The organism is Tritonibacter litoralis (genome assembly GCF_009496005.1).
Taxonomy (GTDB): Bacteria; Pseudomonadota; Alphaproteobacteria; order Rhodobacterales; family Rhodobacteraceae; genus Epibacterium; species Epibacterium litoralis.
Map to the genome: position 1 here is coordinate 176889 of NZ_WIBF01000008.1, position 23134 is coordinate 200022.

The following is a 23134-nucleotide window of genomic DNA, read 5'->3' on the forward strand; positions in this document are numbered from 1 at the left end:
CTATGAAAACGCCTGTCTAGGAAACAATTGCTGAACCAAGCCTAACTTGTGGCACTCAAGATCGTCGATCTTTCGAGACTGAACTTGAATTTGGCGCTCCGCCGAAACCAGGCACTCGGCCACGTAATCCTGAGTTTCAGAATCCGGAATAGGCAACGACACACTTCTTAATGCATTTAAAGACAGGACCCTTTGTGCGTTTCCGACACCGTGCACCCCAATGTATCTCGCATAGCGCTCAAGCAAGAACAGAAAGAACTTTGTATTTCCACCACTTATTTTGAACACTGGGTAGTACTGGCTTACGATTCCCGTAATTCCAAGTGTATTTTCATTGAAGAAGTAGAAATCGTCATCGCTCCGACTTCTATATGTGATGCAGTCTGGGGGTAAAATATTGAAGCCGATATTGTTGCGTTTTGATAGCCTACTTTCTTCGAAGTACTCATCCTGTCGCACAAGACCTCCTCGGGAAGAGGTAAGCACAGGATATTGATCTTGGATTTCCGACTTCTCTTGAACCTCTAGAATGTGCGACCCAATCGAGGTCTCTATCCAGTGTTTAAAGGTCGCAGATTCCGAAATATTTAATGAAATAGCACCCTCAGCCAACGGCGGGAATAAACGTTGCATCAGTCCAGCCTTGTGATCTTTCAATGCAATAAGTTTTTGGTTTTCTGCCGAAATCACGTCTTTTATTGCCTCGATACAATCGGCAACTTTCTTTTGTTCTGCGCGGCTTGGAAGAGGGATTGGGATATCGCTAAACTGTTTATAGCTAATCATTTTTCCATCGCGCAATCCTTCGACGTTTACATTCAAAAGGCGAATAAACTCAGGGCTCTTGAAGAAGTGCGCGAAGAATTCGACGACGTTCGGATGAGAGCTTCTCAAGATGACGTATGCAGGGCTGCATATGCCAGTATAGCGAGAAACCTCGATGCCACCTTGAAAGGACCTAAGGCTAATGATGAAATCGTCTGGCTTGACAACCTTATAACCGGCGAGACTGCTGGTGCTTACGCTGACGTGATAGTCGATCAGTTTGCGAGGTATTGCCCCGTGTTCTTGTGTTATAGCAAGTACGGGCAAATCAGAATTGTGGCTCTTGTCGGAAATTTGGTCGAAAAGTTTGCCACCAAGCTCAGCTTCCCAAGGTGCGTGGCTTCGAAACTCTGGAAATCTCAGTTTGGGAGAAAGCTCATCCGGCATCATCATACACCTCCAGGCCAGAGATTTCTCTGCCGCCTGCCATGTCCCGCAAAAGGGGGCCGAGTGCGTTCATCAATGCGAGTTTCCTCTTAGTTCGTTCCTTCCACCCAAGTCCCAGCGGTCTTAGTAGCTCTGTTAGCTCTCCATCATCAAAAATGTATCGCTGGATAATACGGTCTACAAATTGTTGCAGTTCATCAATTGCGAGACCATGTTGCTGCGAGATACTGTTAAGCTCGCGAAAGTTTTTGGCGGCCTTGAAGGCTTTGAAACCGTCCCGGATTTCATTCTCTTCCAATGCGACTCCAACTTCCAAGCTGTTTATGTAGGCTTCGATATCGTCGCGCTCACCCATAAACTTCGCATCTGATGCGATTAAGCCGATCAACCGTTGACGCGACATTTCACGCTTCTCCGGTGACGTTCGTGTGTAGTCTGAGACCAAGCTCATGATGTAGTCGTAGTCGATAATCTCCGATGCGAAGAGGACGAACTCGAAGTCGAGTTGTTCGACCTCTGGTGGCATATCGTCACCACCTTTGTTCTGGACGTCTCGCAGGCGTTTGGCTGTCTCAATGTAGACGCCCTTGTAGCCCTGCAGATCATCCTTGGGGATCACGTCAGAGATTGTTGCCTTCTGCTCCTCGTCGAGGTCGGTGTATTGGTCCAGTTGCGTCTTAAGCTTCTGAACGTTCTTGAACAGGTTGATGAACTGGCTGCGCGCCGCGTCCCCTTTGAGTTTGGGAACTTCGCTCGGTGCTGCTTCCAAACCTTGAGACTTCATGAAGGCGTCAAGCTGGCGCTTTGCTTCGTCCAGTTTGCCGATAACATTCGGAGCCTCGTCGACAAGCCAAATCTCACTCGCTCTTTCCTGCTCACCCTCGCCGGAGAACAGCTTGATCGCTTCTTGCACCTGATCTTGCTGCCCACGGAAGTCGATTATGTTCCCGTAGGGTTTGCTATCGTTCAGAACACGGTTAGTTCGCGAGAAGGCTTGGATCAGGTTGTGGAACTTCAGATTTTTGTCCACATACAAGGTATTTAGGTACTTGCTGTCGAAACCGGTCAGCAGCATGTCAACAACGATAGTGATGTCGATTTTTTCGGCGTGTGGTAGGTCGTGGTTGGGATATTGCTGATCTTTGATCCGTTTCTGTACATCTTGGTAGTACAAGTCGAATTCGCTGATCTTGTGATTGGTCCCGTACTGTTTGTTGTAGCTGTCCAGTATCTTGATCAGGGCTTTCTTTTTCTTCTCAGGCTCCTGCTTGTTGTCGAGTTGCTCTTGAGGAAGGTCTTCTTGGATTTGCTTAACGTCCTTGTTGCCCTCTGCAGGAGGGGAGAAGACGCAGGCCACGTTCAGAGGCCGAAATTCCGGGTCTGGTGATCTCTCAGTCTGAATTTCGCTGAAGAGATCAAAATACTCTATGGCGTCAGTGATCTTGGCCGTGGCGAGAATTGCATTGAACTTTCTCCCAGCCGTCGCAGCATCATGCTTCTCAAGAATTGCCTCGACGACAGCCCGTTTGGCCAACGCTTCACCGGGCTTCACCTTGTTTTTGCTGTCTGGTTTAAAGTAGTCGACGTGGAAGCGTAGGACATTCTTGTCCTCAATCGCGTGTGTGATTGTGTACTCATGGAGCGACTGGTCAAACAAGCTTTCCGTCGTCTTGTAGCTGGCTTCCGTTCCTTCGATCTGATGGTAGTTCGAGTTCTTGTCGAAGATTGGAGTCCCCGTGAAGCCAAACAACTGAGCGTTTGGAAAGAACTCTTTGATCGCTTTGTGGTTGTCACCGAACTGAGAACGATGGCACTCATCGAAAATAAAGACGAAACGTTTGTCTTTGAGTGGCTCCAAGCGAGACTTGTAATCTTTCTTGTTGGTTCCATCCAAGGCCAACCCAAGCTTCTGGATGGTCGTAACTATAACCTTGTCTGCGTAGTTGTCCGAAAGCAGACGGCGAACCAGAGTGCCCGTGTCGGTATTGCTTTCCACGCAACCTTCTTGGAACCTATTAAATTCTTCCCGGGTTTGTCGATCCAAGTCCTTTCGGTCGACAACAAACAGGCACTTGTCCACGACGGGATTGTCTTTCAATAGAATAGACGCCTTAAAAGAAGTAAGGGTCTTCCCACTGCCGGTCGTATGCCAGATGTAACCATTGCCACACCTTTGCCGGATGCAGTCCACAATGGATTTGACGGCGTAGACTTGGTAAGGTCGCATCATGAGCATTTTCTTCTCGCTCGCGACCAGAACCATGTATCGGCTTATCGTCTCAGCAAGAGTCCATTTGGCCAAGAATGAATCTGAAAACTTGTGAAGCTCATTTACTTTTTCATTGTCTCGGGTCGCATGCTGGTAGATTGGGAGAAAACGTTGGTCAGCATCAAAATTGAAGTGTTGCGAGTTATTGTTTGAAAAGTACCAAGTCTCTGACTTGTTGCTGACAATGAACATCTGCAGAAAACACATTAACGTGTTTCCATAGCCGTTCCCTCGGTCGTTCTTGTAATCTACGATTTGTTGCATCGCTTTGTACGGCGATACTTGCAGGTTCTTAAGCTCGACCTGCACGACGGGCACACCATTCAACAGCAAAACGACGTCATAGACGTGATGGCTAGAAGACGTGTTGATCCTGAGTTGTGAGACGGCTTCAAATGAGTTCTTGCACCAGTCTTTTATGTTAACCAAAGCAAAATTCATCGGTGTTCCGTCATCTCGTTCAAATGACGTTCTGTTACGAAGGATATCTGCGCAAGCAAATACGTCCGGCGATACAATTCGCTCCAAGAGGCGCTCAAATTCGCTTTCGGTCAGCTTGACTTGATTTAGCGCTTCAAACTTTTGCCGGAAATTGGCTTCTAGCGCGTCCAAGTCGGTAATATCGGTCCGATATGTGTATTTTAGGTCAACAAGCTTTTGGATGAGCTCGTTTTCAATGTCTTTTTCCTGCATTGTTCCCTCGGTCGCTCTTCTTGGCAGACTGTGGAAAACATTCTGCCTTTACGGCGAAATCCTCATTTAGGAGGTGGGTCGGCTCACTCTGCTCTTGTTTCCCTTAATGCCACAGCGAGCGAAGGTTGTCACCGGATGCTGTGGGCAACGGTGTAGTTTTTCGACGAGCATCGGTTAGGCGCTTGCTGTAGCCACCCCGACACATTCAGGAGCACGGTTTGTCAGAGGACGATTGCCGAAAGCGGCTCATGAAGCTAGGTTGGTCGATCCTCAAGAAGGTGACCCTTTTTCGCAGTTAGCTGGCTTTTTTACGGCAAATTGTGTATACTTGAGCCATCATAGAGCAGAGCGTCTTCGCTCTCGGTTCGCGGCGGGGTTGCGGACATTTTTCCAATCGAGAAAGGAACTACAACTTGCCGCAAGGCATTGAGACTTTTTGCGTGTCATCAAACGATATTCGAGCCGCGACCGCGGACAAATGGGGCCTCTATCGTATCCGTGCTATAGTTCGCGGATTGCCATCGGTTGCGGCAACGATAGAAGACGCTTTGACCCAGCCCCCTGAATTCCGGCCACTGAGGTGTTAGTAATCCGTCCAAGCAAAGGATGGACTATGAAACGCAGATTTTCAGACGAACAGATCATTGGGATGATCAAAGAATACGAAGCCGGTGTGAAAGCCCAAGAGCTGTGCCGGAAGTACGGCATCAGCGATGCAACGTTTTACAAATACAAAGCCAGATTTGGCGGCATGAACGTGTCCGATGCGAAGAAACTGAGAGCGCTGGAAGACGAGAACAATCGTCTGAAGCGGATGTTGGCAGATACGATGCTGGACAATGCGGCCTTGAAAGACCTCGCGACAAAAAACTACTGACGCCTGATGTGAAGCGCAGGGCCGTGTCGGACGTGATGGATCGGCACGGCCTGTCTGAGCGTCGGGCGTGCGAATTGGCGGGCCTGCATCGGTCTGTTTTTCAATATGAGATGCAGGATCAGGGCGATGACGCCCTGCGCAAACGACTGCGTGAACTGGCGAACGAGCGCCGTCGGTTCGGATATCGCCGTTTGGGCATCCTGTTGGCCAGAGAGGGTTTTGAGGTGAACCACAAGAAACTGTTCCGGCTCTACCGCGAGGAAGGGCTGGCCGTGCGGCGCAGGCGTTCTCGTAAGCGGGCTCTGGGCACGTGCAGGCCGATCCTGGTGCCTGAACGGGCAAACCAGCGCTGGTCGTTGGAATTCGTGTCAGATGCCTTCGCAGACGGCCAACGGTTCCGCGTGCTGTGCATCGTGGATGACTGCACCCGAGAAGCACTGGCTACGGTCGTGGATCGCTCGCTGTCGGGTTCACGCATGACCCGAGAACTGGATGAACTGATCCGCCGACGCGGTCAGCCCGACATGATCGTCAGCGACAACGGAACGGAAATGACATCTCATGCTGTGCTGCGATGGTGCCAGGACACTGGCGTTGGTTGGCACTACATCGCGCCAGGAAAGCCCATGCAGAATGCGTTTGTCGAAAGCTTCAATGGCCGCCTGCGCGACGAATGCCTGAACGAACATATCTTCGGCAATCTCGCCGAAGCCAGAAAGATAATTGAAACCTGGAGGATCGACTACAACACTGAACGACCACACACTTCACTTGGCGGGCTGGCTCCAGCCGTTTGCGCCAGTCTCAACCGTGCCACCCGGCCTGCCTCGCTTGAGCTCCGCAAGGGCTCCGCTCAGCAAGCCTTGACCGCAACCCAATCAACAGAAAGAAACAAGAACGGATTCTACACCTGAACGGCCCGGATCAGGGGGCTGGGTCACACTGTTCCTCAAACCCATCGGTTGCGACTGCGACCGGTGGGTTTTTCTTTTGCGCCCTCTGCATGGTTTGGCAACAGGGCAAAGAAAATGGCAGCCACGGTGTCCCGTCGCTGCCATTTTTGTCTGAGTGTCTCTGAACTTTAGAAGTGCAGAGATTTTGCACCCGCAGGGGTCTGCTTGGGCGGTGCAAATTTGGTCAGGTCTATGCCTTCAACGGCCACCTTGTACTCTTCCAAGGTCGGCGTGCGGCCAAGGATCGCTGAAAGAACAACAACCGGGGTCGAGCCAAGAAGGGATTCACCTTTCTTCTCAGGCAGGTCAGCCACTACGCGGCCCTGGAACAGGCGGGTTGAGGTTGCCAGAACAGTGTCGCCTTTGGCGGCTTTTTCCTGGTTCCCCATACACAGGTTACAGCCCGGACGCTCGAGGTAGAGGATGTTCTCATACTCAGTGCGTGCGGTTGTCTTGGGCGCTGCATCGTCGAACTCAAAGCCAGAGTACTTCTGGAGAATTTCCCAGTCGCCTTCTTCTTTTAGCTCGTCGATGATGTTGTAGGTCGGCGCGGTGACAACCAGCGGTGCTTTGAACTCAACCGAGCCCTCGGCTTTTTCGAGGTTGCGCAGCATTTGGGCCACGATCTTGATGTCGCCCTTGTGTACCATGCAGGAGCCCACAAAGCCCAGGTCGACCTTCTTCTCAGCCTTGTAGAAAGAGATCGGACGGATGGTGTCGTGGGTGTAACGCTTGGAGACATCCACGTTGTTCACATCGGGGTCCGCGATCATCGGCTCGACGATCTGGTCCAGATCCACGACCACTTCGGCAAAGTACTTTGCATTCTCATCCGGGGTCAGGGCTGGCACTTCGCCAGATTTGATTTCGGCGATGCGCTTGTCCGCGATGGCGATCAGGGAAGCAAGCATGCCATTTTCATGCTCCATACCTTTGTCGATCATGATCTGGATGCGAGACTTTGCTAGCTCCAGCGAGCCGATTAGCGTTTCATCATTGGAGATACAGACGGAGGCTTTTGCCTTCATCTCGGCAGTCCAGTCGGTGAAGGTAAAGGCTTGGTCCGCCATAAGGGTGCCAATGTGCACTTCGATCACGCGGCCCTGGAAGACGTTGTCACCGTGCTGCTCCAACATTTGCGCCTGGGTTGCGTGCACAACGTCACGGAAGTCCATGTGGTCTGCCATTTTGCCTTTGAAGGTCACCTTGACCGATTCAGGAATTGGCATCGAGGCTTCACCTGTTGCCAGTGCCAGCGCAACGGTCCCGGAATCCGCACCAAAGGCCACGCCTTTTGACATCCGGGTGTGGCTGTCGCCACCGATGATGATCGCACGGTCGTCCACGGTGATGTCGTTCAGAACCTTGTGGATGACGTCGGTCATGGAGTGATAGACGCCTTTGGGGTCGCGACCAGTCACCAAACCAAAGTCGTTCATGAACTTCATCAGGCGGGGTGTGTTGGCCTGTGCTTTCAGGTCCCAAACCGACGCGGTGTGACAGCCAGACTGGTAGGCACCATCCACAATCGGGGACACAACGGTAGCCGCCATGGCTTCCAGTTCCTGCATGGTCATCAGGCCGGTGGTGTCCTGAGAGCCAACGATATTGACTTTGACACGAACGTCAGAGCCTGCGTGCAGCGGCTTGTCGGATTTCACACCAACCGCGTTGCGGTTGAAGATTTTTTCTACCGCAGTCAGACCTTGGCCATCCACATGGATCTCTTTGGACGGTGCAAAGGCAGATTTCAGTTCAACACCCAGTGCTTCGGCTGCAAATGTCTGCAGCTTTTTGCCAAAGACGATGGCGTAGGACCCACCTGCCTTCATGAACTCCAGCTTTTGCGGAGTGAAAGAAGAGTCCAGGCTGACCAGCTCTTCGTCGCCCGCTTCGTTATAGAGCTTCTTCTCTTTGGTGTTGATTTTCAGGATGGTGCCGGTCTCAACAGAGTATTTCTGTTCCAGGATCGGGTTGCCATCGTTGTTCAGGATCGGAGTGCCGTCCTCATCAACTTTCTTGACCCAGTTTTTAAGGTCGATGCCGATGCCGCCGGTCACACCTACGGTGGTCAAGAAGATCGGGGAAATGCCGTTGGTGCCTGCAACGATTGGGGCAAAGTTCACAAACGGAACATAAGGCGATGCTTGCTTGCCGGTCCACAGGGCCACGTTGTTCACGCCAGACATCCGTGAGGACCCCACACCCATGGTGCCTTTTTCTGCGATCAGCATCACGCGGGCATTGGGGTGTTTGATCTTCAGCGCTTCAATCTCTTGCTGCGCGGTTTCGGAAATCATGCATTTGCCGTGCAGCTCACGGTCCGCGCGAGAGTGCGCTTGGTTACCCGGAGACAGCAAGTCAGTGGAAATATCCCCTTCGGCGGCGATATAGGTCACAACTTCGATTTCTTCGTCGATCTCGGGCAGCTTGGTGAAAAACTCTGCTTTGGCATAGCTTTCCAACAGGTCTTTTGCGACTGCATTGCCTGCTTCAAAGGCTGCTTTGATGCGGTCGGTGTCAGCATCATAAAGGAAGACCTGCGTCTTCAGAACGTCGGCGGCTTGTGCCGCCAAATCCGCGTTGTCGCCCAATGCGATGTCCAGCAGGACTTCAACCGACGGACCACCCTTCATGTGGGACAGCAGTTCAAAAGCAAAATCTACCGAAATTTCCGGGACGCTTACGTCACCCAGAATGATCTCTTTCAGGAACTTGGCTTTTTCACCCGCAGCGCTCGTGGTGCCGGGCAGGGTGTTATAGATGAAGAACTGCAAGGAGTCTTCGCGATGCGCGTTGTCAGCATCTTTGATCTGCGCGATGATTTCCTGGGTCAGCGCGCCATCATCGATGGGCTTCGGGTGCAAACCCTGCTCTTTGCGCGTTTCGATCTCATTTAAGTAGTCTGTGTACAAGCTCATGACTGCCTCGATGAATATGGGTTTCGATAAGCTTGACCACTGAATCTAAAAAGGTCTGGCGAGTCAGCGACAAGCGCGTTTGTATGCGGATGTATACCACGGTGGGCGGCTTTGCAAGATGCTCTGTCACTCGGCAAGACTGGCCAAGTCGTCACATCCAGGGTGAGCCACGGATTCGGCTCCAAAATTCACTCTCTTCCTTTAGAAGCTGTTACTACATTTGACGCGTGTGCTCAATCGTTCCAACTTTGGCTTAGAGCGGTGCGGACATCACCATATATCCTACTTTTCCCGCACATTTCGCTCGCCTGGACTGAGGGTTACTGTCGTATGTGCGTGCCAAGACACGCAGCCTGTTCACAGGGTCATGCGCAAGGCCATGGCAATTAAAACGCACTCCGAAAACTGAATATTAATATGGTTTCACCTGCAATTAATTGGGAGTGGTTTTTTGGGGGGTAATATGGGGGATCAAAATTGGGGCATTTTAAATGCATGTTTTTACGTGCTGGTGAATTGATGATGGCATTGCTTTAGAGGGTGGGCGCAATTTCATTTTAATAAACGTCACGTAGAAGGTGAAGGGGGCTCACTTCTCGCGTGACGTTTTCTCAGTTGGATATCATTTAAGGAATATTGATATCGGAATGTGTTTCTTGTGTGAATTCTTAGGGTTGTGTGAATTCTGAGTACATTTTTTAAATCGTGCTTGAATATTGAAAAAAAGGAGGAGCTTTCGGGGGGATATTTCATTTAAATCTTTGCCCGTTAACTGATCGTGAGGCCTTTTGTGGAATTTCTCGGCGTAAACGGATGAATTTGCGAGTTCACGATGAAACGATTGAAAATATCTGGCCTGCTCCTTTTCCTCTCGTCGGCAGCATTTGCGGCATCTTCGGGTGACCGTTCTGATTATGTGCGCCCCCTAACAATTCCATTTCCTGAAGATGCGCCATATCATCCGCAAATCGCGACTTTGGGAAAAATGATCTTCTTTGATCCGCGCGTGTCCGGTGCGCAGAACATGAGCTGCGCAAGCTGCCACAACCCATCCTTTGGGTGGGAAACGCCGGTCGAAACGGCGGTGGGAGGCATGAACACCTCTTTGCCGCGCCACGCACCGACAGTTTTGAACGGGGCCTGGATGCCGCATTTCTTTTGGGACGGTCGTGCGCATTCTCTGGAAGAACAGGCCGCAGGACCAATCACAGCCGATGTGGAAATGAACGCGACTTTTGAACAGGTTGTGTCGCGCCTGTCCGAAGTTGATGAGTATGCGCATTGGTTTGCACAGCTTTTCCCGCAAGAAGGCATGACACGCGAGACCATCCTGACGGCGATTGCCACTTATGAACGCACCGTCGTGTCTGGTTGGGCCCCGTTTGATGATTGGGTTGATGGCAATGAAAGCGCCATCTCAGAGAGTGCCAAACGAGGTTTTGCGCTGTTTACCGGCAAAGCGGGCTGCGCGGATTGCCATACGGGGTGGAACTTCACCGATAACGCGTTCCATGACATTGGGCTGGCGACCGAAGATGAGGGGCGTATTACGCTGGATCCTGGAAATGAGATGGCGCGTTTTGCCTTTAAAACACCGGGGCTGCGAAACATTGCATTGCGGGCGCCTTATATGCATGCGGGGCAAATACCGGATCTCTTCTCCGTAATTGCCCATTACGCGAGCGGAGGAGAGGATCGACCATCACGTTCTCCGATGATGCGTCAGGTTGAGCTTGAAGATCAGGAATATGAAGATCTGATCGCCTTTATGAACAGCTTAACTGAACGGCAGACCCTGCTTCCTACACCTATTCTTCCGGCGAATTGAGGTTACCCATGTCTATCCTTTCACGTATTCTCACCGGTAACGCTGTTTTGGCCTGCGCCGCAATTTTGGGGGCCGGTTCAATTGGCGGTGTGGCTTATGTCTCTTCGCAGCACAAAGAACAGATTCTGGAAAGCGCGTTTCAATCCGTTGCGATGGCCAAGGAATTGTCGAATGTAATTGAACACTCGGATGAGTTGCTGTGGTCGGTTCTGGATATGACCAGATTGACCGATTTGGACAAAGTGCAGGCAGAGTTTCTTGAAAACTCTGAGCGATTGCTGAAACGCACGGCCGAGATCCATGCGCAGGCGGAAACCGAGGCGATGATTGCCGCCTTGGAGCAGCTCGAGATCAATGAAGCTTTGTGGAAAAATGACGCAAACATTCTGCTGGGGATCGAGCAATCGTCCGAGATCCCAACAATTGAACGGATGCAGCGGCGCACCGAACTGACCGAAGCTGGGGTCGAGCAGGTGCTGGTGCAAAGCATCGCGGATGCGCGGATTCGGATCGCAACTGCAAACCAAAAGATGATGTGGCAGATGGAAATCGCGGCCGCAGTGACGGCGTTGTTGATCCTTCTGGCCTTTGTCAACGCGGTGCGGGTCGGGCGCAATATTTCAAAGCCCACGGTGCTTGTGGCACAAGCGCTGCGCAAAATGGCTGGTGGCGCCGAGGTACAAACGACCAAGGATGAGGTGGCCCAGATGAAACAGGCTGCCGAACAGCTGGAAGCGGAGTTCTGGACGTTCCAAGAGAACCTGAACGCAACCGTCACAGCCGCAGCCAAAGGCGATCTGTCGGTCCGCATGCGAACGAGTTCTCCGCAGGAAGACCTGCGCGCGATCTCAACGGGTCTTAACGGTCTGCTGGAGGCAATCGAAGAAGCAACAACGGAAACCTCGGGCGTTCTGAAATCCTTTGCCGGTGGTCAGCTGTCCGCGCGTATTCAGGGCAACTACGAAGGTGTCTTTGCCGAATTGCAGCGCGACGCAAATACAACCGGTGAAAAGCTCACAGAGTTGACCGAAGAGATCCGGGATACGATCTATCACCTGAATGTTGCACTGGGGCCGATGAAGGCTGGTGCAACCGATCTGCAGTACCGCACGGAACAACAGGCCAGTGCCCTGGAAATGACCACGCAGAACATGCAGGAGATGGCCGAGACGATCAATTCCAGCGCCGATTATGCAACCTCTGCCGACCAGCTGTCCCGCGAAGCCAGCACCGCCGCCAATAAAGGGGGTGAAGTCGCATCTGTTGCAGTTTCAGCCATTCGCAAGGTCTCGGATGGTGCGCAGCGGATCGCGGATATTACGGTTCTGGTGGAGGATATTGCGTTCCAAACCAATCTTCTTGCGCTCAATGCCGGGGTCGAAGCCGCCCGCGCAGGGGAATCTGGCCGCGGGTTTGCGGTGGTCGCCTCAGAAGTGCGGTTGCTGGCCCAAAAGGTTGCGGACTCTTCGAACGAGATCAAGAAATTGGTGGATGAGAGCATTCGTGACGTGCGCGAAGGCGTGGACAGCGTCGAAGCAACCGGCAGCGCCTTGATCCAGATCGAAGATCAGGTGGCGCAGGCTTCCAGCAAGATCAGCGAGATTTCGGCGGCCGCGCAGCAGCAATCGCATAGCATTCGCGAGATCACGCAGGCGATTTCGGGTCTCGATGAAGAGACCAGCCGAAACTCTGACATGGCCCGCCAATCTGCAACAGAACTGGAAAAGCTGGGACAGCAGGCTGAACGTCTGTCAGATCTTGTGGGGTTCTTTTCCAACAACGCGCCGCTGGGTAAGCAGCGCAACGTGGCATAAAACGATCCACAAAATGCGGGCTGACCTTACGGGGTCAGCCTATTTTTTCGACCTCAACCAGCGCGGTATGGGCCGAACATCCCTGACCCAGCCGCGAGGTTCCGATGTCTTTGGTCAGCACGTTTGGGTTTCCATGTGGGTCGATTGCCTCACCCGGTTTTCCAAACCAGGCGCCCGTCGGCAAGGCAACAACGCCCAGAGTAATGTCCGCGCTGACAGCAACGCGGGCCCGACATGCGCCCCGGCTGTTGAAGACTTTTACCAGATCCCCCGCTGACAGCCCGCGTTCAACGGCATCGTCCGGGTGTATCACCAGTGTTTCAGGCCGCGCCCCGGTTTTGTCGGCCAAGGCCGCCTCCAACTGGCTGTGCAGCTTGTCGCCTGGCTGCGGAGAGACCATGTGCAACGGTGTTTCAGCCGTCGCGCTGCCTGGCCATTCCGACGGCGGCAACCAAATCGGGTGGCCTGGGCAGTCGTCATAGTCAAAGGTATCAATCGTCTCTGAAAAGATCTCGATCCGGCCAGAGGGGGTTGCCAGTGGTGCGCCATCCGGGTCATTGCGAAACCGCGACAGAAAGGACGGGCGCGGCGTCGTTTCGGCGATCGGCAGTTTCACCCAGTTGCGCGACTTCAAGGTCTCAAACTCGGGCAGCTCGACCCCCAAAGACTGCGCGCTGGTTTCCAGATCCGCATAAAGGTGGGTCAGCCATGCGTGGCTGCTGCGCCCTTCGGTAAAGCTATCTTCGACACCCAAACGCCGGGCCAGCCCGCTGAAGATCTCATAATCATCGCGTGCCTCGCCGACGGGCGGGATAAGCTGCGGCATAAAGAACAGATAGTCATCCAGATCGCTGCGGCCGATGTCTTCGCGCTCATAAGGGGTGGTTGCAGGAAACACGATATCTGCGCGCTGGGCCGTTGCGGTCCACCAGGGTTCGTTCACGATCACGGTTTCGGGCTGCTGCCAGGCGCGATGCAGACGGTTCAGGTCCTGATGATGGTGAAACGGGTTGCCGCCCGCCCAATAGACCAGGCGAATATCGGGGTAGGGCGCGCGGGTTCCGTTAAAGTCATAAGGTTCGCCAGGCTGCAGCAACATATCCGCGACCCGTGCGACCGGTATCGTGGTCTTTACCGCATTCTCCCCTTGGGGCAGGGACGCGCCGCGTGGCCCGTTCATCGCTTTCCCAATGGACCCAATAGCACCGTAACCATATCCGACCCCGCCCCCCGGCAGACCGATTTGCCCCAGCATCGCTGCCAGAACCGCGCTCATCCAATATGGCTGCTCGCCATGTTCTCCCCGTTGCAGGGACCAGGCTACGGTGATCAACGTGCGGGTTTCAGACATGCGCTGCGCCAGGGCGCGGATGTCCTCGGCCGGTACGCCGCAGTGCTGTTCGGCCCACTCCGGCGTCTTGGGCTGGCCGTCGCTGTCCCCGATCAAATAGGGGCGGAACCGGTCAAATCCAACGGTGTAGCGGTTCAGAAAGCCGTAATCCGTGCGCCCTTCCTCTTCCAGCACATAGGCCAGCGCCAGCATCAAAGCCGTGTCAGATCCGGGGCGGCAGGGTATCCAATCACAACCCTTTGGTGCGTCACTGCGCTGCGGGCCGATATTGATCCGGGTCATCCCCTTGGCCGCGAAACGGTCAAACCAATCCTTGGTCACATGTTCAGTGATCCCGCCCATCGACACCTGGCTGTTCTTGGGGTTGATCCCGCCAAACATCACCAGCGTATCCGTGTTGTCGTGGATCGTTTGCCAGCTGTCCTGCGACTCGTATGTGTACTTTAGAAATGAGATGCCAAACACATGCGGCATAATTGATTGTGCGCAGCCGGTGGAATAACTGCCAAAGGATTTCACATAGCCGCCGATGGCGTTCAAAAACCGATGGACCTGACTTTGCGCGTGGTGAAACCGTCCAGCGGAAGACCAGCCATAGGAGCCGCCAAAGATTGCCTCATTCCCATGTGTGTCGCGAATGCGGGCGATTTCCGTGGCGGTGATGTCCAGCGCCTCGTCCCAGGGCAGCTCAACATAATCACCATCTCCGCGCCCAGATCGATCGCGGCGTTCAAGCCACGCGCGTCGAATTGACGGCCGTGCGACGCGTGACGAATGGTGCACGGCTTCTGGTAGAATATTCGCGATACCCGGCGGGTTTGCATCCCCCGCAAAAGGGCGCGCGGCGACGATCTGCCCATCCCGTACATCCACTTCCATCGCGCCCCAATGGCTGGAGGTTATCAGTGTTTTGGTTTCAGCTGATGACATGGGCGAACCCCCTTCGATCTTGGACGCACAGCGTAAATGCGCAGTTTTGTTCCTAAACATATGGGTCTGGTTTTCGCCATGAAAAAACACGCGCGACGGCTCATCCGGTGTTGAGGGGCGCGAATTTTGGGACCCCATACAGTTCGTAACAGGAGTTTGCTTGAGTCTTCATATCGTTGATATTTTGAAATCTGAAGCGGGAGAGAAAAGCTTTCTGTGGGTGGGTTTTCTGGCCTGTGACATGCCTTTCATAACATATTCGTGAGGTTGAAATTTTCGCAGATTTGTCTGGTTTTTGCATTCCGTTTTAATAGTTTGTTAAGAATTTGGGCGTCTTTCTAACCTCACTTTTTAGGAGGGATGCTATGTCTACCGAAAATCAAAGTGTAACAGATTTGTTTAATGAAATTAGTGTTTTAAAATCTGATGTCGAGCCAGTAATCTCTGGCGGCAGCGGTGGGGACTTCCTCGTTGGCGGCGCGGGGAATGACACGATCTTTGGTCTGGGTGCCAATGATTATTTGTCCGGTGGCTACGGCGCTAACGATGACGTTCTGGTTGGCGGAGAAGGCCGTGATACGTTTGCCGGTGAACTTGGCGACGGATACGGTTTTGGTAATGATACCGTCGCGGACTTTGGTGCGGATGATAACAATCTCAGTGTTTTGAATTACGGCAGCGCGCCGGTCACAATCGATCTCAGCTTTGATGGCACCAATTCTTATCTGACCTTTGCACAGGGCACAGATGCTGAAAGCACGTTCACACTGGAAAACTACCTGGTCGACAGTGGAGCCATCACCGGTGCTATTTTTCCGGGGGCGGAGTTTAATCTCACAAGCTTTGCGGACGGCGTGGTGTCAGATGACATTATCATCGGCACACTCAGCAATGAGAGCCTGTTTGGCTATGCCGGTAATGACGAGCTGATCGCGAACAACGGGCTGGACTATCTGTTTGGCGGTGCGGGCAATGACACATTGTTGGGCTCAAACGCGGGCAATGACCGGTTGTTTGGCGAGGCTGGCAATGATCAACTGGTCGGTGGCCATGCGCGCGACTTCCTGGATGGTGGTCAGGGCAATGACGTGCTGAGCGGTCGTGGCGGCGATGACCGTTTTGAATTTGTCCAAGGTCAGGATGACTATGGCGCGCGCGGCTGGGGCTTTGGCCACGATACTGTGACGGATTTCGATGGCGAAGATCTGTTGACCGTGTTCAACTATGGCGTCGAACCGGTCACGGTTTCGGCCAGCTTTACCGGCACGGACACGATTCTCACCTTCTCCGAAGGCACGGCGTTGGAAAGCTCCGTCACCTTGGAGAACTATTTTGTTGACCCGTACCAGTTGCCGGTCGGTGGCGCATTTGATTTTGAGTTCTCTTTCCAAGGGCATCAAAGCGGCATCGTGTCAAACGACGTCCTCCTCAGCACTGCCGCGAATGGATTTGTCGTCACCGCTGCAGCGGGAGATGACACCGTTTATGGCAGCAGCAGCGCGGATTTCCTGTATGGCGATCAGGGCGACGATGAGCTCTTTGGGGGAAATGGCACGGATGTGTTGTCCGGCGGACTTGGCGACGATTATCTTCAGGGCGACGCCGGCGCTGATTTCTTTGACTTTGAAATCTTTGGGTCTGGCGGGCACGAAATCGGTTTTGGGTCTGACGTGATCGGCGATTTTGAGGCGGGTGATCAGGTCTCCATTTACCTGGTCGATTTGATCTCTGTCGGCGTGGATCTGTCACAGGACGGCGCGGATTCTGTTCTGACGGTGGGGACGGGCACCGCCTATGAAAGCCAGATCCGGTTCCAGGATTATGCGCTGGATGCCAATGATATTGAGGTGCAGAATGGCTTGATCTCCATTCAAGGGCAGGAAGACTACCTGTTCTAACATTGTGCTGTAAATTCTGCGGTCGGCATCAAACAATGTCGACCGCTTCAGTGGTTTCAGTCTGTTCGGTTTCAGCCTGTTTGCGCTCGCAGAAAAAGGATGCTTGATCCGTATCTGTGTTTTTATCTATAAAACTGGAAGCGCGCCGCGGATGCGGTGAGTTTTTATAGATAAAGTAGCCGCAGGAGATCCAAATGCTGGATGCAGCCCCTATTCGCACCAACTGGACGCGTGAGGAAGCCGAGAAGATCTACAACCAGCCCTTTATGGATCTGCTGTTCCGGGCTCAGACCGTGCATCGTGAACATTTTGACCCCAACCAGGTTCAAATGTCCAAACTGTTGTCGATTAAAACCGGTGGCTGCCCGGAAGACTGTGCCTATTGCTCTCAATCCGCGCGCAACGGAGCCAAGCTCTCAGCTGCGAAGCTGATCGAAGTCGAGCGCGTGATATCCGAGGCCAAAAAGGCCAAGGAAGCCGGTGCCACCCGGTACTGTATGGGCGCAGCATGGCGTTCGCCCAAGGACCGCGACATGGATGCGCTTGAGGCGATGATCAACGGCGTCAAAGATCTGGGCATGGAAACCTGCATGACCCTCGGCATGCTTGAGGAAGATCAGGTCTTCCGTCTGCGTGACGCAGGTCTGGATTATTACAACCACAATATCGACACCTCTGAGCGTTACTACAAAGAGATCATCACCACCCGCACGTTTGCGGATCGGATCGAGACGCTGAACCGCGTGCGAGAGGCCGGGATCAAAGTCTGTGCTGGCGGGATCGTTGGCATGGGCGAGCAGCAGATGGACCGCATCGATATGCTGTTGGCTCTTGCTACTTTGGATGAACATCCGGATTCTGTGCCGGTCAACCAGTTGATCCCAATTGCAGATACGCCGCTGGCGGATGTCGAAAAACTGGACCCCATTGAATTTGTGCGCACCATCGCCTTGGCGCGGATCCTGATGCCGAAATCCCATGTGCGCCTGTCTGCTGGCCGAACCGAAATGACGGATGAAATGCAGGCCATGTGTTTCTTTGCCGGGGCCAATTCGATCTTTGTCGGGGATACGCTGCTGACAGCGGATAACCCCGAAGAAGACAACGACAAAGCGTTGTTTAACCGACTGGGCATCACCGCAATGGCAGCGGGCTGCGACGGCAGCCGCTGATGGCGGATCTCTTCGCGCGGCACAGTCAGGCGTTGGATCGTTTAAAGGAACGCGGGCGGTATCGCCAGCTTTTGCCGCGCGCAGGCCATGATTTTGCGTCCAACGATTACCTGGGGTTGGCGGACAGCGATGTGCTGCGCGCCGCCGCGGCGGATGCGATTGCGCGGGGTGTTCCGGTCGGGGCAGGGGGCGCGCGCCTTCTGCGCGGAAATGCCCATGAACACGCCTGCCTGGAAGAGGACGCAGCAGCGTTTTTTGGAACTGAGGCGGCGCTTTTTATGGGTGGCGGATTTAATGCCAATCTGGCGATTTTTTCCAGCCTGCCACAGCAGGGGGATCTGGTGCTTTATGACGCGCTGATCCACGCCAGCACCCATGATGGGATGCGGTTGGGCCGGGCTGAGGCCCGCGCCTTTGCCCACAGCGATGTGCAGGCCGCGGCAAATGCGATCCGGGATTGGCGGGCCGAAGGTGGTTCGGGGCGTGTTTGGATCGCAGTGGAGGCGGTCTATTCCATGGATGGCGACAAGGCTCCGATTGCGGATCTGTTTCAGCTGGCCCAAGAGAATGACGCCATTCTGGTTGTGGATGAGGCGCATTCCACCGGTGTCATGGGCGCAGGCGGGCGCGGTTTGGCGCACGCCGTGGCCCATCACCCCAATGTCCTGTCGCTACACACGTGTGGCAAGGCGCTGGGCGTTTCGGGCGCACTGATCTGTGGTGCACGGGTTTTGGTTGAGACCTTGATCAACAAGGCGCGCGCCTTCATCTATGCCACGGCACCTTCGCCGTTGAATGCAGCCCTTGTGCGTGCCGCGCTGCGGGAAGTGGCAGAGAACCGCGACCTGCGACGCCGCGCGGACGCGACGCTGGACCATGCCCATCGGGAGGCCGCGCGGCTTTGTGGCCTTTCTGGCTTCAAAAGCCAGATTTTACCGGTTGTCATAGGCGCGGATAAACCCACCATGGCGCTGGCTGCAGCCCTGCAGGAAATCGGTTATGACATCCGCGGCATTCGCCCGCCAACGGTGCCACGCAACACCGCCCGTCTGCGGATCTCCATAACTCTCAACACCAGCGCCGAGGTCATCTCGTCGATGTTCTCAGACCTCGCGCAACTCCGCGAGGTGCATCCATGACATCATTGGTTATCACCGGCACCGATACCGGCATTGGCAAGACCGTCGTCGCGGCAGGGCTGACACAGGCACTGGGTGCGACCTATTGGAAACCGGTGCAATCCGGTCTCGAAGAGGAAACAGACACCGAGGTTGTGGCGCGCCTGACCGGGCAACCAGTCCTGCCAGAAGCTTACCGTTTGACGCGCCCGGCATCCCCGCATCTGTCGGCCGAGGCTGAAGGGGTTGAAATTGACCCCACACGCCTCGTTCTTCCCCAAGGCAACGGGGTGTTTGTGGTGGAAGGTGCGGGTGGGCTGTTGGTGCCGCTCAATCGTCAGATGCTCTATCTGGACCTCTTTGCCCGTTGGCGCGCGCCTACGGTTCTGTGCGCACGCACTGCCTTGGGCACGATCAATCACAGCCTTCTGTCCCTGCGCGCTTTGCGCGAAGCCCGGGTTCCGGTGGTTGGCATTGTCTTTGTTGGCGACCCGGATCCAGAGGTTGAAGCGACAATCTGCAACTTTGGCGCTGTGACCCATTTGGGCCGAATGCCTTTCATGGAAACGATCACCTCTGATGTGCTGGCCTCCACGGTGGCTTCTACGCTGGATCTGGACCGGATCCGTCAACCGTTGGAGCAGATGCCATGACCAACCCGCTGCCCCCACTGGCGTTTGACCAGCACCATCTGTGGCACCCATATACCAATGTCACCAAGCCCGGCCCGACGTTTGTCGTAAAAGAGGCCCAGGGCGTCTATTTGACATTGGATGATGGCACAGAAGTCATTGATGCCATGTCGTCCTGGTGGTGCATGATGCACGGCCACCGCCACCCGCATATCACCCAAGCGATGCATGACCAGTTGGACCGCCTGCCGCATGTGATGTTTGGCGGGCTGACCCATGACCCGGCCATTGATCTTGGGCTTAAACTGCTTGAGATCACGCCAAACAGCCTTTCGCGGATTTTCTATTGCGACAGCGGCTCTGTTTCGGTGGAGGTCGCGATGAAAATGGCGGTGCAATACCAGCACGCCATGGGCCAAGCGGGCCGAAGCGAGTTTGCCACCATCCGTTCGGGTTATCACGGCGATACCTGGAAAGCGATGAGCGTCTGTGATCCGGACACCGGCATGCACCACCTGTTCCAGGGCGCGCTCAGCGTGCAGCACTTTGTGTCCCGCCCGCCCGTTACCCTGGCTCAGGACTGGCCAGAAGACCCCGAGGCCAACGGCCTGGCCGAGCTGGAGCGCTGCCTGACAAACGGCTGTGACAAGATCGCTGCGCTGATCCTTGAGCCGGTGGTGCAGGGCACCGGGGGGATGTATTTTTACCACCCTGAGTATCTGAACCAGGCCCGACAGATCTGTGATGATTTGGGCATTCTGTTGATCTTTGATGAAATCGCCACCGGCTTTGGCCGCACGGGCCAGCTTTTTGCCACGGATTTCTGCGCTGTCGAGCCGGATATCATTTGTCTGGGCAAGGGGCTGACGGGCGGCCATATTTCCTTTGCCTGCACGATGACCAATGACCGGGTTGCAACGGGGATTGGTGGCGGCAATCCCGGCATCTTTATGCATGGGCCAACCTATATGGCGAACCCTTTGGCCTGTGTCGCAGCCAAAGCCGCGCTGGACGTTCTGACGGGCCAGGACTGGCGGTCCCGCGTGGCTGAGATTGCCACCCAGATGGAACAAGAGCTGGCCCCGGCGCGCGATCTGCCAAATGTGGCTGATGTGCGTGTCCTAGGTGCGATTGGGGTGATTGAGATGCGGCATCAGGTCAGTGCAGATGCGGCCCATGCCCGTGTCAAAGAGATGGGCGTTTTCCTGCGCCCCTTTGGCAAGAACATCTATACCATGCCGCCCTTTGTGACCTCCCCAGACGAGCTGAGCCGGATTTGTGTCGGCATGTTGCGTCTGGCGCGGGAGCTGTGACGCATGAACGGGCGCTGGCTGCATCATAACGCCAAGTCTGAGGCCGTGTTGGTTTTTGGTGGCTGGGCCGTTGGCCCTGCGCCCTTTGCGGCATTGCCAGCGGACCGGGACGTTTTTTTTGTCGACGACTACCGCTGCGTGGAGGCTGAGTTGCCCGCGTTGGATGGCTATGGGGCTGTTGATCTGGTGGCCTGGTCTTTTGGTGTCGCGGCCTTTGGGCACTGGAATGCAGGTCGTCCAGATGTCTTCCGGCACAAGGTCGCCCTGTGTGGCAGCCTGTCGCCAGTGGACCGTCGGCTGGGCATTGCGCCACGCGTTTACGCGCGCACGGTTCAGGGCCTCACGCAGGAGAGCTACCAACAGTTTCAACACCGTGTGTTTGGCCGCAGTTTGCCTGAAGCCCACATCGACCTTGACGCGCGACGGGATGAGCTGATTGCTGTCGAAGCCCGCGGTCCAGCTCCAGATCCGGGTTTCGATCGGGTCTGGGCAGCCGAGCAGGATCAAATCTTTGCGCTTGCGGCGATGGAGGCGGCGTGGGCGGATCGCGATCTCAAGACCTTTGATGGCCCCCATGCGCCGTTTGGCCATTTCACCAGCTGGGAGGCGTTTTGGGTATGAAGGATCATCCGCGCAGCCTCAGCAATCGCAGTCAGGTCCAACAGTCCTTTGGTCGCGGGCTTGCGACCTATCACGGCGCAGCGGTCGCCCAGAAACAGATCGCTCAGGAACTGGTGGCCCGCCTGCTGGAAGCACGGGGCACCCACACGGTGCCGCACGCCTTTGAGTTCGGCTGTGGCACCGGTCATGTGACCGAAGCTCTGACCGCATCTCTGGACATAGAGCGGTTGCTGTTAAATGATCTCGTACCCGATGCAGAAGCCATCGCTTGCCCCATGGCCGAAGGAAATGGCGCACAGGTGACCTTTGCGTCCGGGGCCATTGAGCAGTTGGACCTGCCAGATCAACTGGATCTGATCTGTTCGGGGTCGACCCTGCAGTGGGTGGAGGATGGGCCGCACGTGCTGCGTCGTCTGTGTGACCATCTGCGTCCGGGCGGTTGGCTGGCGCTGTCGACTTTTGGCACAGCGCATTTTCAGGAGCTGATCGCGCTTGGCTCTGTCTCAGCCGCTCCGAATTACAGTGATCTTGATGAATTGCAGGATTGGCTGCCGCAAGGTCTTGTTGCGATGTCGGCAGAGCAGGCGCCGATAACGCTTCAATTTCCCGATGCCCGCGCGGTGCTGCGTCACCTGCGCGGAACTGGTGTTAACGCGCGTTCGGGCCAGCATTGGACACGCGCCCACCTGAGGGCCTTTGAAGACCAGTATCGCGACACATTCGGTGCGGCGGGACAGTTGCCGCTGACCTATGATGCTGTCTGGATGATCGCACAGAAGCAATAAGCCCACGCATGCCTGCGCGCATTGTCGCGCCCTCTGGCGACTCTTCGATTGAGTTGCTAGCTTTGGTGAGCGCGACGCAGGATTGGACGAGACAAGGAAGCTGATAATGCATTTGGCCTATGTGATGAACGCGGAACGTGGCGCAACCGACCGGCTGCTGAGCGCATTGGCTGAGCGTCTTGCGGAATTGGGCATTGAAACCGCAGGGATCGTTCAAACCAATCAGGAAACCTGCGACACCGAACTCTGCGACATGGATGTGAAGGTTCTGCCGGACGGAGAGACAATCCGCATTTCGCAATCCTTGGGCAAGGAATCACGTGGATGCCGCCTGAACCCCGAAGCGCTGGAGCGCGCGGTCGCCCTGGTCCAAGAGCGCCTCAATCAGACACCAGCGCCGCAGATTTTGCTGGTAAATAAATTTGGCAAACATGAGGCCGACGGACGCGGCATGCGTGTCGTTTTTGCTGAGGCCTTGGAGCGCGGGATCCCGGTGATTTCAGGGGTGAACGGCGTAAACGTCGAGGCCTTCCATGAATTCAGCGGTGGGATCGCTGAAGCTGCGCCTCAAGATGTGGATGGGCTGGTGGCCTGGGTGCAAAACTGTTTGGAGCCTGCGTAGATCGCGCAGGTGGCGGAAAATTCTGATTTTAAATCAATATCTTGGCCGCAGTGCGATGTTCGCGCAATCCTGTGGATAAACCTGGGATGTATTTTTTATGGTAAAACATGACCACCATTTTCACC

At 54.8% G+C, this 23134-nt stretch carries 15 protein-coding genes; 11 read left to right on the forward strand and 4 right to left on the reverse strand.

The features are described from left to right. Both GFB49_RS13710 and GFB49_RS13715 read right to left on the reverse strand, forming a co-directional pair. Positions 1–1215 (reverse strand): restriction endonuclease subunit S, encoded by a 1215-nt coding sequence (locus GFB49_RS13710; RefSeq protein ID WP_214644963.1) that lies wholly within the window; start codon positions 1213–1215, stop codon positions 1–3. Next, positions 1202–4174, reverse strand: coding sequence for a type I restriction endonuclease subunit R (locus tag GFB49_RS13715; RefSeq protein WP_153216454.1), 2973 nt, complete (start codon positions 4172–4174; stop codon positions 1202–1204). The genes GFB49_RS13710 and GFB49_RS13715 overlap by 14 nt, the downstream gene beginning before the upstream one ends. A 613-nt stretch (positions 4175–4787) precedes the next feature. Here GFB49_RS13715 and GFB49_RS13720 point away from each other — a divergent pair. Continuing rightward, positions 4788–5965 (forward strand): IS3 family transposase gene (locus GFB49_RS13720; protein ID WP_153216455.1). Its coding sequence is split into 2 segments (ribosomal slippage): positions 4788–5034 and positions 5034–5965, totalling 1179 coding nucleotides; the frame shifts between segments, so codons are not numbered across the junction. A gap of 167 nt (positions 5966–6132) precedes the next feature. Here GFB49_RS13720 and GFB49_RS13725 read toward each other — a convergent pair. Continuing rightward, complete coding sequence (locus GFB49_RS13725) at positions 6133–8925, reverse strand: bifunctional aconitate hydratase 2/2-methylisocitrate dehydratase (RefSeq protein WP_153216456.1); 2793 nt, start codon at positions 8923–8925, stop codon at positions 6133–6135. A gap of 832 nt (positions 8926–9757) precedes the next feature. Here GFB49_RS13725 and GFB49_RS13730 point away from each other — a divergent pair. Both GFB49_RS13730 and GFB49_RS13735 read left to right on the forward strand, forming a co-directional pair. Then, positions 9758–10753, forward strand: coding sequence for a cytochrome-c peroxidase (locus GFB49_RS13730; protein ID WP_153216457.1), 996 nt, complete (start codon positions 9758–9760; stop codon positions 10751–10753). An 8-nt stretch (positions 10754–10761) separates the two neighbouring features. Next, positions 10762–12567 carry a methyl-accepting chemotaxis protein gene (locus GFB49_RS13735; RefSeq protein WP_153216458.1) on the forward strand — a complete coding sequence of 602 codons (1806 nt, stop codon included), beginning with the start codon at positions 10762–10764 and terminating at the stop codon, positions 12565–12567. A gap of 34 nt (positions 12568–12601) precedes the next feature. Here GFB49_RS13735 and GFB49_RS13740 read toward each other — a convergent pair whose 3' ends face one another. After that, the gene (locus tag GFB49_RS13740) at positions 12602–14848 is read right to left on the reverse strand and encodes a molybdopterin-dependent oxidoreductase (protein WP_153216459.1); all 2247 of its coding nucleotides are present in this window, start codon (positions 14846–14848) and stop codon (positions 12602–12604) included. 365 nt (positions 14849–15213) lie between these two features. Between GFB49_RS13740 and GFB49_RS13745 the strand changes: the two genes are divergently transcribed. From GFB49_RS13745 to GFB49_RS13780, 8 genes are all read left to right on the forward strand, one after another. Further along, positions 15214–16746 carry a calcium-binding protein gene (locus tag GFB49_RS13745; protein ID WP_153216460.1) on the forward strand — a complete coding sequence of 511 codons (1533 nt, stop codon included), beginning with the start codon at positions 15214–15216 and terminating at the stop codon, positions 16744–16746. Positions 16747–16940: 194 nt separating this feature from the next. Then, the gene (gene bioB, locus GFB49_RS13750) at positions 16941–17918 is read left to right on the forward strand and encodes a biotin synthase BioB (protein WP_153216461.1); all 978 of its coding nucleotides are present in this window, start codon (positions 16941–16943) and stop codon (positions 17916–17918) included. Beyond that, a complete protein-coding gene (locus GFB49_RS13755) occupies positions 17918–19057 on the forward strand; it encodes an 8-amino-7-oxononanoate synthase (RefSeq protein ID WP_153216462.1) in 1140 nt (379 codons plus the stop codon). The genes bioB and GFB49_RS13755 overlap by 1 nt, the downstream gene beginning before the upstream one ends. Continuing rightward, positions 19054–19689: a dethiobiotin synthase gene (bioD, locus tag GFB49_RS13760; RefSeq protein ID WP_153216463.1), complete on the forward strand. Its 636-nt coding sequence runs from the start codon at positions 19054–19056 to the stop codon at positions 19687–19689. The genes GFB49_RS13755 and bioD overlap by 4 nt, the downstream gene beginning before the upstream one ends. Further along, positions 19686–20981: an adenosylmethionine--8-amino-7-oxononanoate transaminase gene (bioA, locus tag GFB49_RS13765; protein WP_153216464.1), complete on the forward strand. Its 1296-nt coding sequence runs from the start codon at positions 19686–19688 to the stop codon at positions 20979–20981. Before bioD ends, bioA begins: the two co-directional genes overlap by 4 nt. 3 nt (positions 20982–20984) lie before the next feature. Beyond that, a complete protein-coding gene (locus GFB49_RS13770) occupies positions 20985–21602 on the forward strand; it encodes a pimeloyl-ACP methyl esterase BioG family protein (RefSeq protein WP_153216465.1) in 618 nt (205 codons plus the stop codon). Further along, a complete protein-coding gene (gene bioC / locus GFB49_RS13775; protein ID WP_153216466.1) occupies positions 21599–22387 on the forward strand; it encodes a malonyl-ACP O-methyltransferase BioC in 789 nt (262 codons plus the stop codon). Before GFB49_RS13770 ends, bioC begins: the two co-directional genes overlap by 4 nt. A 106-nt stretch (positions 22388–22493) precedes the next feature. Next, on the forward strand, positions 22494–23009 hold the full coding sequence (locus GFB49_RS13780) for a DUF2478 domain-containing protein (RefSeq protein WP_153216467.1): 516 nt from the start codon (positions 22494–22496) through the stop codon (positions 23007–23009). Positions 23010–23134 lie beyond the last annotated feature (125 nt).

Bases quoted from the DNA above. Each gene is read 5' to 3' on its own strand.
- GFB49_RS13710 (WP_214644963.1), bottom strand. From the start codon at position 1,215: ATGATGCCGGATGAGCTTTCTCCCAAACTGAGATTTCCAGAGTTTCGA.
- GFB49_RS13715 (WP_153216454.1), bottom strand. From the start codon at position 4,174: ATGCAGGAAAAAGACATTGAAAACGAGCTCATCCAAAAGCTTGTTGAC.
- GFB49_RS13725 (WP_153216456.1), bottom strand. From the start codon at position 8,925: ATGAGCTTGTACACAGACTACTTAAATGAGATCGAAACGCGCAAAGAG.
- GFB49_RS13730 (WP_153216457.1), top strand. From the start codon at position 9,758: ATGAAACGATTGAAAATATCTGGCCTGCTCCTTTTCCTCTCGTCGGCA.
- GFB49_RS13735 (WP_153216458.1), top strand. From the start codon at position 10,762: ATGTCTATCCTTTCACGTATTCTCACCGGTAACGCTGTTTTGGCCTGC.
- GFB49_RS13740 (WP_153216459.1), bottom strand. From the start codon at position 14,848: ATGTCATCAGCTGAAACCAAAACACTGATAACCTCCAGCCATTGGGGC.
- GFB49_RS13745 (WP_153216460.1), top strand. From the start codon at position 15,214: ATGTCTACCGAAAATCAAAGTGTAACAGATTTGTTTAATGAAATTAGT.
- bioB (WP_153216461.1), top strand. From the start codon at position 16,941: ATGCTGGATGCAGCCCCTATTCGCACCAACTGGACGCGTGAGGAAGCC.
- GFB49_RS13755 (WP_153216462.1), top strand. From the start codon at position 17,918: ATGGCGGATCTCTTCGCGCGGCACAGTCAGGCGTTGGATCGTTTAAAG.
- bioD (WP_153216463.1), top strand. From the start codon at position 19,054: ATGACATCATTGGTTATCACCGGCACCGATACCGGCATTGGCAAGACC.
- bioA (WP_153216464.1), top strand. From the start codon at position 19,686: ATGACCAACCCGCTGCCCCCACTGGCGTTTGACCAGCACCATCTGTGG.
- GFB49_RS13770 (WP_153216465.1), top strand. From the start codon at position 20,985: ATGAACGGGCGCTGGCTGCATCATAACGCCAAGTCTGAGGCCGTGTTG.
- bioC (WP_153216466.1), top strand. From the start codon at position 21,599: ATGAAGGATCATCCGCGCAGCCTCAGCAATCGCAGTCAGGTCCAACAG.
- GFB49_RS13780 (WP_153216467.1), top strand. From the start codon at position 22,494: ATGCATTTGGCCTATGTGATGAACGCGGAACGTGGCGCAACCGACCGG.